This is a genomic window from Brevibacterium sp. MGP-B1, assembly GCF_057766545.1.
The window spans coordinates 4207204-4219417 of the sequence record NZ_CM173407.1 but is presented as its reverse complement, the minus strand read 5'-3'; the positions used below and the strand labels follow the sequence as shown (position 1 = coordinate 4219417).

Genomic DNA, 12214 nt, shown 5'->3' with positions numbered 1-12214 from the left:
GATTCCTATCGGGTCGAAAGGACCAGACTGTGCCTCCAACTCCACTTCGTACCGTGAGGACCGGACTCTGGCATCTGCGCCGTGGCGGCCCTGCTCAATTCCTGAAGTGGAAGCGACGTCGGAATCTTCGCCAAGGAATTGTCGACGGCGGGGCGGCCGATCAGCTTACTGCGGACAATTTGCGCGAGGTGTTCCCTGCAGCTCCGAGATCCGGCCGAGGTCCTGTCTTCGACGGCCTCAGGGTAGGCACCGTCCTCGACGAGTTCTCTGCGGAGAGCTTCGCATACGAGTGGGACACCGTCCCACTGAAGCGTAACGGATGGTCGTCGCAGCTGGACTTGGTCGACTTCGTTTTCATCGAGTCTGCGTGGAATGGCAACGGCGGAGAATGGAAGTTCAAACTCACTGGCACAGCCGGGCCCAGTTCGGAAGTCACAGAACTGTTGGCTCAATGTCGCCAGCGTGGTATCCCCTCCATTTTCTGGAACAAGGAAGACCCGCCGCACTTCGACGACTTCCTTCCCCTGGCCAAGTTGTTCGACGTCGTATTCACCAGTGACGCACGGCTTGTCAACGAATACAGGAAACATCTCGGCCATGATCGGGTCGCGCCATTGGCATTCGCTGCCCAACCGGCGATTCACTCGCCTGTCCGACCAGCGCACAACTTCGCCGCACGCGATATCGCCTTCGCGGGAATGTACTTCACACACAAATTCCCTGAACGTCGCGCCCAGATGGACCTGTTGTTGGGGGCCGCCGACAATGTGTCCCCCCGGATGAAGCACGGACTCGAGATCTACTCTCGGTTTCTCGGCGACGATGAACGGTATCAATTCCCAGGAGCCCTTGCCGAAAGAGTCGTCGGGTCGCTTCCCTACCGTAATCTGCTGACTGCGTACAAGAACTACAAGGTCTTCCTCAATGTGAATTCGGTGGTTGATTCCCCGAGCATGTGTGCGAGGCGCATCTTTGAAATTACGGCTGCAGGAACCCCTGTCATCACGACTCCAAGTGCGGCGACGAAGGAGTTCTTTCCGCAGTCCGAACTCCCGCAGCCCGAGTCGCAAGAAGAAGCCGAGCTAGTACTTCGAGCATTCGTACGAAGCAGCGAACTACGTGACCGCACTGTTCATCTCGCTCAACGGCGGATCTGGAAAAAACACACCTACACGCATCGTGCGATGTCAATCATGGACTCCGTGGGCATCGAATATAGGAATCCGATTCCCAAATCCGTTTCTGTCGTGGTTTCAACGAATCGTCCCGAGCATCTCTACAATGTTCTTGAGACATACGCCGCGCAGAGGCTTGAGAACCGAGAGCTCATCATTGTCCAGCATGGGTTCGTTTCATCGCCGGAGCTGCGGAGTCGCGCGTCTGAGCTGGGTATCGAAAATCTGACTCTGCTCGAAGCCTCAGGCTTGGATTCCCTAGGTGCCTGCCTCAACTACGGTATCGAAGCGGCTTCTGGCGAGGTCATCGCCAAGATGGATGACGATGATATCTACGGTGAGCACTATCTAGCTGACCAGCTGTCGGCTCTGCGCTATACGAATGCAGATCTCGTCGGAAAGCAGGCTCACTACCTTCACCTCCGAAATCGTGACATCGTCATGTGCCGGTTCCCTGAACGCGAGCACCGATTCACCGATCTCGTTATGGGTCCTACATTGATGGGCAGCAGAGAGCTGTTCCAACGGAACCCATTCGCTGATCGCACACTTGGCGAAGACACCGACCTGCAACGTCGACTCGTTTCGGACGGAGCGCGAATCTACTCAGCAGACCGATTCAACTTCGTGCAGGTTCGTGACTCTCATAGTCACACATGGAATGTCGATGATGATCTGCTGCTGGCCAACAGCAATGTCCACAGCTTTGGTTTCAGCCGTGGACATTACTGCTTCTGACTGAAGACTCAGATGTCGCTGAGAAGCGAATTGAGGATGTCCACGCTGCGACCGGCTGAGTGACCATCACCATACGGGTTCACGGCATTAGCCATGTCCCGGTAGGCCTTCTGGTCGTCCAGCAGCTGTGAGACTTCAGCGATGATCTTCTCTGTCGCGGTCCCGATAAGCTTCACGGTTCCGGCGTCCACGGCCTCGGGGCGTTCGGTGTTCTCTCGGAGCACCAGAACCGGCTTACCGAGGCTGGGGGCTTCTTCCTGGATTCCGCCTGAGTCGGTGAGCACAATATCCGAAGCGTTGATGAGGTGCGAGAATTCACCATATTCAACGGGTTCGATGGAGACCACATTGTCAAGGTCTTCGATCTGAGGAGCGATCGACGCTCGGACCTTCGGATTCTTGTGTGCTGGCCAGACGATGAGCAGATCGGGATAATGCGTTGCCAAGTGTCGCATGGCCTTGCCGATGTTGACCATGTTGTCGCCGAGGTTCTCCCTGCGATGCGTGGTTACCAGCAGGACTCGGCGGTCGTCAGATTCCAGTGCCTGAAGCTCGGGAAGGCTGAACTCGACTGGGCGCTCAACGGCCCACTGCAGAGCGTCGATGACCGTGTTGCCGATGACGTGGATGTTCTCGTCCGGAACCCCGTCAGCCAGCAGATTGCTGCGGGAGACCATGGTCGGCGCGAGATGCACCCGAGCGATCTGGGAAACGATTTTCCTGTTGGCTTCTTCAGGGAAAGGAGAGTTGATGTCTCCGCTGCGCAGTCCCGCTTCGAGATGGACCACGGGAATCTCCCGGTTGAAGGCCGCGATCGCCGCACCCATCACCGTAGTCGTGTCGCCTTGGACGATAACAGCATCTGGTTCATGCTCCGCGAGGACTTCGTCGATCTTCGAGATGACGCTTCCCGCGATGCTGTTGAGCGTCTGACCATGGGCCATGAGGTTGAGGTCGACATCAGGTTCGATCTCGAAGACCTGGTTGACCTGATCAAGCATTTCGCGGTGCTGAGCGGTGACGACGACGACCGGTTCAAGATTCGGGTCGGCTTCGAGCGCTTTGATCACTGGAGCCACTTTGATGGCCTCTGGCCTAGTTCCATAGACAACCATAACTTTCGGGATGATGCCTGACTTGTCAGCGCTCAATGCGACTCCTTCGTGAGGTGAAGACTTGCTCCAGATGTACAAAAGCGGGCCGACCGTTGACTGATGGCCGGACCCGCCAGATGCGTGAGGAATCCTCTAGTATCCACCAGATTCAACCACACTTCGGCAGAAGGCTGATCTTTGAATGATCGAAGCGTGCAGAAAATTTACCGAACCTTAACTGACCGGGTGTTCCGGATCACTAACTTGCGTTATTTCCGAAAATCATTTCGCGGTCGCGTGATTATCCAATAACATTTCATTTGTTGTGTGCCACACAGGACCGCGGTCGCTGACTGTAGATGTCCGTAGTCACCGTTGGCCGACGCTAGAACCAGAGAGAAGAGCTATGACCCCCTCCCCCGAGAGCAACCGACCTTCGGTTGCCGTCATCGGACTCGGATATATCGGACTTCCCACGGCTGCTGTGTTGGCCAGTTCTGGAGCAAACGTTGTCGGTGTCGACATCAACCAGAAGGCTGTCGACCTCATCAACCAGGGCAAAGTTCCGTTCGTCGAGCCGGACATGTCTACGACGGTGGCCGGGGTCGTCTCCCAAGGCTATCTGCGCGCTACGACCGACACCCCGCATGCGGACAACTACATTGTCGCGGTGCCGACACCGTTTAAAGACGGGCACAAGCCCGACCTGTCGTACATCGAGACGGCGGGCAAACAGATCGCTCCGCTGCTCGAAGGCAATGAACTCGTCATCCTCGAGTCGACGTCACCTCCTGGAGCAACCGAGTTCCTGGCCGAGACGATTCTGTCGCAGCGCCCGGATCTGACTCTCGAAGAAAACACGGCGAAGACGATCTACTTCGCACACTGCCCTGAGCGTGTGTTGCCCGGCCGTATCATGATCGAACTGCGCACGAACGATCGCATCGTCGGCACCCTTAACGGCAATGCCGGCGAACGCGCTCGCGACCTCTACCAGGTGTTCTGCGAGGGCGAGTTCCTCATGACCGACGCTCGGACGGCCGAGCTGTCCAAACTGACCGAGAACGCCTACCGCGACGTGAACATCGCCTTTGCCAATGAACTGTCAATGATCGCCGACGGACTCGACATCAATGTGTGGGAACTCATCGAGCTGGCCAACCACCACCCTCGCGTCAACATCCTGCAGCCCGGACCTGGCGTCGGCGGCCACTGCATCGCCGTCGACCCGTGGTTCATCGTGGCGACTGCCCCTGACCAGTCCTCGCTTATCAAGACCGCCCGCGATGTCAACGACTCGAAGCCCGGGTTCGTTCTGGATAAGCTCATCCCTCAAGCGAAGCGCATCAAAGAAGTGAAGATCGCGACGCTCGGACTGGCGTTCAAACCGAATATCGATGACCTGCGTGAGAGCCCAGCCCGGCAGATCGTCGGTCGTCTTGCTGAAGAGCTCCCCGAAGCGACGATTCTGGCCGTCGAGCCGAACATCGAGGAGCTCCCGGCGGAACTGGAATCCCGTGACAACGTGACCCTGACCGAGACCGAGACCGCGATCGAACAGGCCGACATCGTCCTCCTGCTAGTCGACCACAACGAGTTCATCAACCTGGACGCTTCACTCCTCACGCAGAAGATCGTTCACGACACCCGAGGTGTCTGGGGCTGAGCCTGACCTCACCTCCCTGCCAACTGCGCCGCTGAGAATACTCAGCGGCGCAGTCGCGTTTTGGGCGGCCTGCAAACGCCGCTGGGATGGCGGCGTAAAGTGGACTCAAAGTCTCCACTGCGGGATGAGTGTGCCTCGTTTCGGCTGGAAGAGACCGCTTTCGCTACCGCCCATCGATGTGCTGAGGAGAAGAATTGACTGCTGAACCGATCTGGCTTCCCGACCCTGACCAGACCCCGCGTCCGCAGATTGCCGACTTCATCGATTTCGCCAGCCAGCGCACCGGTCATACTTTGGCTGGTTACGACGATCTGTGGAAATGGTCGGTGAGCGACCTCGACGGATTCTGGGGCGCGGTCTGGGACTTCTTCAACGTCATCGCCAACGAGCCCTACACAGAAGCACTCGCCGATCGGTCCATGCCCGGCGCAACCTGGTTCCCCGGCACCCACCTCAACTACGCCGAACACGCGCTGCGAGCCGGCCTCGACGACAAACTCGCCGACGAACCAGCCATCATCACCATCAAAGAATCCGGCGAGCGCACTGAGACCACCTGGCGCGAACTGCGCCGCCAAGTCGGATCCGTCGCTGCCTGGCTGCGCAGCCTAGGAGTCGGAGAAGGCGATCGCGTTGTCGGCTACCTCCCGAACACCCACCACACTCTCATCGCTTTCCTCGCGTCTGCCTCGGTCGGGGCCATCTGGTCTGCCTGTGCTCAGGACTACGCCGCCGAAGGTGCCGCCACGAAACTCGGCCAACTCGAACCGAAGATTCTCTTCGCCGCCGACGGCTACCTGTGGAACGGCACGTCCTTCGACCGGCGCTACCAGGTCGCGGACCTGGCCAACCGGATGCCGAGCCTGCGGGCCGTGGTCGGGGTGGGCAACCTCGGCGAGGATTTCACCGATGAACATGGTGAGATCACGAACCTCACCGCCTGGGACGATATCGCCTCCGGGGATGTTGAGCCCGAGTTCGCGCGAGTCGATTTCGATTCCCCGCTGTGGGTGCTGTACTCCTCGGGCACGACGGGGATTCCCAAGGGGATCGTGCACAGCCACGGCGGGGTCGTCATCGATCACCTGCGCCTGCTGGGTCTCCACCTCGACATCCGGCCAGGTGACCGGTACTTCTGGTACACGAACACGAACTGGATGATGTGGAACCTCGTCGCCTCGGCGCTGGTGGGCGGTGCGACCACGGTGTGCTTCGACGGCAGTCCCCTCCATCCGGGGCCGAGCCGGCTGTGGGAGATCGCCGCGGACACGAAGGCCAATGTTCTCGGGGTGAGTCCCGGGATCTTCCTGGCCGGGATGAAGGCGGGGATCGAACCCGGCAAGGAGTTCGATCTTTCTGCACTGCGGACCATCGGTGCCACCGGTGCCCCGGTTCCTGCCCACTGTTTCCCGTGGGTGCGCGATGCCGTCGGCGAACGCGTGCAGCTGGCCTCGACGAGCGGCGGCACCGACGTCGTCAGCGGCTTCGCCGGATCCGCTCCGAACTGTCCGATCTGGGCCGGGGAGCTCTCGCGACCGGTCCTCGGTGTGGCTTTGGAATCTTGGGACGATACTGGTCAGCCGTTGGTTGACGAAGTGGGCGAGATGGTCATCACCGCACCGATGCCGTCGATGCCGGCGAAGTTCTGGAACGATCCCGACGGTGAGCGCTACCGCGACACGTATTTCTCGATGTTCCCCGGAGTCTGGCGCCACGGCGACTGGATCACCATCACCGATCACGGCAGCGTCATCATCTCCGGGCGCTCGGACGCCACCCTCAACCGGCAGGGTGTGCGTCTGGGCAGCGCCGACATCTACGACGTCGTCGACGGCATCCCCGAGGTTGCCGAATCCCTGGTCATCGGCGCCGAACAGCCCGACGGCGGGTACTGGATGTCGTTGTTCGTTGTGTTGGCGCCGGGGGTTTCGTTGGATTCCGGGCTGCGGGAGCGGATTGGTGGGGAGCTACGGTCCAAGGCGTCGCCGCGGCACGTGCCCGATGACATCATCGCGGTTCCGGCTATTCCGCACACCAAGACCGGTAAGAAGCTCGAAGTTCCGGTTAAGCGGCTCATCCAGGGGCATGACCTGGAAAAGGTGGCGAACCCGGATGCTGTGGATTCGTTCGAGGCACTGGAGTACTTTGTGCGGTTTGCTCCGGACGGCGGCGCCGGTGACTGAGCGCCATTTGTCGAGTACTGCGGGCGACGTATGAACGGGAGGCGGTTTCGCATCGGCTCCGGAGTAACCGACCGTTTCTCGGCTCCGACACGTCCAGGTTCTACCGTTTGACGGGTGTCTCCTGCAGAGTCGTCTGCATCGCGCTTCCGCCTTCCCACGAGTTCGCGCCCGGTGCCACCGCCGGCGTCGGAATGTCTTCGCGGCGCTCGCGGTTGCGTAGCGTCGAGACGCCGACTTCGCGGTCGCGCGCCCGAACCAACTCTTCGTGGACTTGCCCATCCTCGGTGAAGCCCATCATCAGCTGCGGGGCACCGTAGGGAAAGTCGTGAACGTCGTACTGCCAGGTATGGAAAGTCTTGCCGTAGGTCTTCACCAAGTCCTCGAAGTAGGCGTGTTCGGCGATCTCCGGAACGCCAGGCGCGGTGAGGATACCGGACTTGATCTCATAATGGTGGCTGTGCCAGAGCGTCTTCTCCTCTTCGGGCAGGGAGCGGAACCGGTCTTCGCTGATGATGTACTCGATGCCGATCAGACGGGCGTCATGGGCGTTGCGGTCAAAGATGACGCACTGGTGCAGGTCGTGTTCTAAGTGGATGCAGAAGTGAGCGGCATGGATTTGGCGTCCGGTCTCGTCCGCATACATGTGCAGGCCGTCGAGGTATGTGCTCATCGCCTCCAGCGGATACTTTCGCTGGAGAAACGCGGAGCCCAGGTCCAACACGCGGTGCTTCCAAGGATGGCCCTTGCTGGTCTTGAGATTGCTCATGGCCCTGCGCCCAGCAAGAGCCGCTGCGACGCCGCCGATGCCGAGAGTCAGTCCGGTGGTGAAGCTCTTCAAATGTGTCAGTTCCATAATTCATCGTAAGGCGGAAGGTGACACGATTGAACCCCCTACAGAAGACCTGAGGGCTATCGCGTGAGCCAATCCTTCAAACGACCCCGTCGTGGAACACTCTTCGAACTACTCGTCCTCCGTCGGGTCAGTGTCAGCTTCCCCGGCTTCCGTCTTTTCCTTGTCTTCCCGCGTATTCCGATCGTCAGGATGCTCCACGGTGTCCGGAACTGCTTCTCTTTCTTTCCCACTATCGACCTCCTCGAATCATGCCCCGAAGTAAAACCCCTCCGGTCTCAACTGGCACAAGCCATCGAGCGGCGAATTGATTTCATCTTGGGCTCCCGGCCGAGCACCGTCAATAACCTCTCAAGACTCAGACAAATTTCGCGTCACCACACGTTTTACTTCTCTTGGCATCAAGGAGATAACCACCAATGATCCCCTGTCCGAGATCTCTGTATCGGCCCGGTTCGCAGGCACGGAACGTGTCGGGGCCATGACGGGGCGAGCATAGGACATGGGCCGCAGCGACAGTAGGGTGTGCGCTTGGGCAGTGCCGACATCTACGATGTCGTCGATGGAATCCCCGAGGTGGCCGAATCCCTCGTCACCGGTGCCGAACAGCCCGACGGCGGGTACTGGATGCCGCTGTTCGTCGTGTTGGCATCGGGACCTTCACTTGATTCTTCTTTGCGAGAGAGGATCGCGCGGGAGCCGAGGGAGAAGGCGTCGCCGCGACACGTGCCCGATGACATCATCGCTGTTCCCGCGATCCCGCATACCCCCACGGGCAAGAAGCTCGAAGTGCCGGTGAAACGGCTGATTCAGGGGCACGCGTTGGAGAAGGTGGCGAATCCAGATGCTGAGGATCCTTTTGAGGCTCTGGCGTACTTCGCGCGGATTGCGAATGGGGCTAGAGGGCTGGGTTAGGGGCGCCGTCGGACTACCTCGTTATGCTCCCCGCCGCACGGACGACCCTGACCCCGTAATTTATGGCGTATCGCTGCGACGCGGCTACCTTCCTCAGCTGGACCGATTCGCCTCCTTCAGATCACACCAGTTCGTAGGGACGAGACATGGGCAAGATTCCACAGTTCCGCTCTAACCTTTCAACCGAAGCTCCCATACGACGGGCGGCCCAAGTTCGAAAGACCAGTCGAGCCTCTCGAAGAATGTTGTGCAAGTCGAGAGTGTCCCATTCTTTAGGCCGGTCGGGATGTTTCACAGTGTTGTATGCATCCGCAAAGCGATTCGGCCAAGTATCCAAGTCGATGCCCATGTCGCATTTGGATTGTTCGGCGACACGACGCAGGTGAGTTGCAAGATGCCTTCCAGGTTTCTCGCTTCGTTCAACCGCAATGCCGTGGCCGAGATATTCAAGTGCCGCGCCCGCCTCCGAAATCGACGTTTCAAGGGCAACCCCTGGCATTCCTACTGAATGAATCATCCCAGCGATTCCTCGACGATGCCTTTGCCTTAGTCGAAGCCAACGGCTAAGCCCACGAGCACCGACGTCTTCAAAATCAAAGAGAAAGCGATTGGCGCGACCAGTTCCAGAACCTTTCGACATGGCATATGTCGACACTTGGGCCCATCTATCACCTATAGAATTCCCCGCCAGGGCGCGCTCTGGGTCATCGACGCGGGATACGCTCAGATTCCAAGTGCCGTAGTCACGCCATCCGGCGACAACCAATAGATCGCGCACACCTCTATGGACGTCCAGATGTTCCCGCCATGAGCGCGCCTGCAGAGCGCTCGTCTTCACCCGCATTTCATCTGCGAGCTCGGTTTTGCCTGGGACAGGAGAGGACATGAATGAATAGGTAGGAAGAATCTGCGCGTTCAGCTTGCGAGAAATGTTGACCGGCGGTTGATGCCGGACGCTAAAGATACTCATGTTCGGTGAGCCATCTTCTTGCACGTACTCGTGCTCGATTGAGCTGATAGGTATCCACTCATCCAGCCCCTCGATGCGAGACTGCATAGCATTGATACGATCATAACGAATCCCGACCCCGCCGACTGCGATGGCATAAGCGAATCGCAAACGCCCTTCCTGAAGGGTCGTAAAGCTGAGAGAACGCCCTCTAGGCTCGACCAAGCAGATCGTTCCATGCGGATCCTGAAACCACACTTGTGTCGGCATTGAATAATCATGAAGCTTGTACTCCGGATCGTCGCCGTACGAAACCGATCGTCCACTGAAACGTCGGGCGACTGGGTCACCATGGTCGAAATTGACCGTCAATTCGATGACTTCTCCATTGTCGAAGACCATTGCCGGGAACCCAGCCTCACCTCTTTTAAAAAAGACCGTTCCGAGGCGGGGCTTTCCAGAACTCAAAGCTGCACGGTCCGACATGCATCCATACTTGCATCGCTTGGAGCTGATTGATCAACAGTGTAAGCAGTCAGTTTGTCTGGCAGGGCACAGTAGTCCCACACGTCAGTCAGCGTAGTCACCTGGTCGCAACTGAAATCCTTCGCTCTGAGTTGCAAGCCACAGTCGACTGGTTCAAGACGCTGGAGAAGTTTGTGCGATTCGCTAATTGGGCAGGAGGCGCGGGTTGTATAGCGGCGTTCGGACCAGTCAGTGGTCTCCGAGCCGCCGAGTCTGCAGCACCCAACCCTCACACAACCAGCCCGACCCCGTACGCCATGGTCGTGGATGTACGGGGTCGGGCCGCCTCGGCGAGGGTCTCGCTGATCGACGTCGAAAGATTCGACGTTCTGTCAGGGGATCATTCCCCGTCGATGTGTTCGGCGCTGGTCTCCTTGGTGTTCTCGACGTTGGTGACCACTTCCTCTGACTTCAGGCGGGTCTTGATGCCGACGTAGAAGACGATGACGGTGAAGATGGTGCAGACCAGCTCGCCCCACCCGAACGTGAGCACGCCCATGGCGCCTTCACCGTAGTTGCTCAGCAGGCTGAGGACGGCCAGCCCGCCGAGCCACAGGATCATCCACCAACCGGACTTGAACTGCAGCGGCGGGATCTTGCTGCGGTCGCTGAACGCATAGTGCAGGCCGAGGACCACGTAGCCGAGCGCCATCGCCAGGAACAGCTTCCAGTTCGTATCCCACCCGGTCCAGAACACGATGAGGTTCGCGGCGAGGAAGCCGAGGAACGGGAGCACGTCTCCGCCGGGCAGTCGGAACGGACGCTCCTGATCGGGCAGCTGACGGCGCAGGGCCGCGACCGTGATCGGACCGGAACCGAAGGAGATGACGGTGCCGGAGGTGATGAACCCGACCATCTTCGCCCACGACGGGAACGGAAAGAACAGGAAGCACGCGACGATGAACGTGATGAGCAGCCCGAACCACGGGATGCCCTTCTTGTTCAGCTTCGTCATGGCACTCGGAGCATTGCCAACGCGGGCCTGGGAGTACGACAGCCGCGGGGTGAGCGCGGTGAAGATCAGACCGGTGTCCGCCGGTGAGACAACGGCGTCGATGTAGAGGATGATCGCCAGCCACATGGCACCGAGCATAATCGCGATCTCCGCCCACGGCCCTGCAGAATTCGAGAACGACAGTCCGCCCCAGCCGTCCTTGAGCAGGTCCGTGGGAATGGCGCCGATGAACGCGACCTGCAGGAGGATGTAGATGATGCCGGTGAGCACGATCGAACCGATGACGGCGAAGGGCACGTTCCTCTGCGGGTTTTTCGTCTCGCCGGCGAACTCCACACCCTGACGGAATCCGAGGTAGGAGAACACGATGCCCGCCGCGGGCAGGGCCGCGAAGATCGGGGCGATGCCGTTGGGAGCGAAACCGCCGAACTCGGGCATGTGGAAGTGACCGGGGTTGAAGGCCAGCAGCGCCAGTCCGATGAACACAAGGACGATGACGAGCAGCTTCCACCACACGAGCACGTTGTTGAACTGCGCGAAGAACTTCACCCCGAACATGTTGATGACGCAGAAGACCGCGACCATCGCGATGCTCACGAAGATGCCCGGCACCGTGAGAACCAGGACGCCCTCTTTCGACTCCATCAGCCACGGCATATAGCTCGAGGCGTACTGGACAGCCGCGAGCACCTCGATGCCGACGGTTCCCGCCGCCGACAGCCACGTGATCCACCCGCTGGTGTAGCTGGCGAACGAACCGAAGGCATAGTGCGGGTAGCGCACGACACCGCCGGCGACGGGGAACATGACACCGAGCTCGGAATAGTTCAAAGCCACGAAGATGATGAGGACCGCGCCCAGGGCCCACGACAGGATCGCGGCCGGGCCTGCCATGCTCGCGGCATCGAAGGCTCCGAAGAGCCAACCGGAGCCGATGATCGATCCGACTCCGGTGAAGAGCAGGCCGGTCTTGCCGATATCGCGTTTGAGCCCTTGGTCATGGACGACGGTCACGCTCGTGGGCGAGCCCGATGACAGGGAACTTTGTGAGGGCACCTTTGCCTCCCTGGGTTGACGTCAGATTCTCGGCGGCTAGTTTTCTCCGATTGTCGTGTGATGTCAATTACATAGCCGTGTTATACGGCCAGGTCACAGACGCAGACA

At 59.4% G+C, this 12214-nt stretch carries 8 protein-coding genes; 4 read left to right on the top strand and 4 right to left on the bottom strand.

The genetic code is table 11. The features are described from left to right. The first annotated feature begins 53 nt into the window (after positions 1-53). Positions 54-1913, top strand: a complete 1860-nt coding sequence (locus AC3CD9_RS19080; RefSeq protein ID WP_488365578.1) for a glycosyltransferase family protein — start codon at positions 54-56, stop codon at positions 1911-1913. Positions 1914-1921: 8 nt separating this feature from the next. Here the strand turns inward: AC3CD9_RS19080 and wecB are convergent, their stop codons facing one another. Then, positions 1922-3040 carry a non-hydrolyzing UDP-N-acetylglucosamine 2-epimerase gene (gene wecB / locus AC3CD9_RS19075; RefSeq protein WP_488367587.1) on the bottom strand — a complete coding sequence of 373 codons (1119 nt, stop codon included), beginning with the start codon at positions 3038-3040 and terminating at the stop codon, positions 1922-1924. A gap of 373 nt (positions 3041-3413) precedes the next feature. Here wecB and wecC point away from each other — a divergent pair, with 373 nt between their 5' ends. After that, entirely contained in the window at positions 3414-4673 is a 1260-nt protein-coding gene (wecC, locus tag AC3CD9_RS19070) for a UDP-N-acetyl-D-mannosamine dehydrogenase (RefSeq protein WP_488365577.1), read from the top strand. 194 nt (positions 4674-4867) lie between these two features. Further along, the gene (locus AC3CD9_RS19065; RefSeq protein ID WP_488365575.1) at positions 4868-6856 is read left to right on the top strand and encodes an acetoacetate--CoA ligase; all 1989 of its coding nucleotides are present in this window, start codon (positions 4868-4870) and stop codon (positions 6854-6856) included. A gap of 100 nt (positions 6857-6956) precedes the next feature. Here the strand turns inward: AC3CD9_RS19065 and AC3CD9_RS19060 are convergent, their stop codons facing one another. Beyond that, positions 6957-7694, bottom strand: coding sequence for an OBAP family protein (locus tag AC3CD9_RS19060; RefSeq protein ID WP_488365573.1), 738 nt, complete (start codon positions 7692-7694; stop codon positions 6957-6959). A gap of 543 nt (positions 7695-8237) precedes the next feature. On the opposite strand from AC3CD9_RS19060, the gene AC3CD9_RS19055 reads away from it, so the two are divergent. Further along, entirely contained in the window at positions 8238-8621 is a 384-nt protein-coding gene (locus tag AC3CD9_RS19055; RefSeq protein ID WP_488365572.1) for an AMP-binding enzyme, read from the top strand. A 121-nt stretch (positions 8622-8742) separates the two neighbouring features. Here AC3CD9_RS19055 and AC3CD9_RS19050 read toward each other — a convergent pair whose 3' ends face one another. Both AC3CD9_RS19050 and AC3CD9_RS19045 read right to left on the bottom strand, forming a co-directional pair. Further along, on the bottom strand, positions 8743-10056 hold the full coding sequence (locus AC3CD9_RS19050) for an ApeA N-terminal domain 1-containing protein (protein WP_488365570.1): 1314 nt from the start codon (positions 10054-10056) through the stop codon (positions 8743-8745). A 379-nt stretch (positions 10057-10435) separates the two neighbouring features. Beyond that, positions 10436-12106, bottom strand: coding sequence for an APC family permease (locus tag AC3CD9_RS19045; RefSeq protein WP_488365568.1), 1671 nt, complete (start codon positions 12104-12106; stop codon positions 10436-10438). Positions 12107-12214 lie beyond the last annotated feature (108 nt).

What these genes read in the sequence shown, in the direction of transcription:
- wecC (WP_488365577.1), top strand. Translation starts at nt 3,414, where the DNA reads ATGACCCCCTCCCCCGAGAGCAACCGACCTTCGGTTGCCGTCATCGGA.
- AC3CD9_RS19050 (WP_488365570.1), bottom strand. Translation starts at nt 10,056, where the DNA reads ATGTCGGACCGTGCAGCTTTGAGTTCTGGAAAGCCCCGCCTCGGAACG.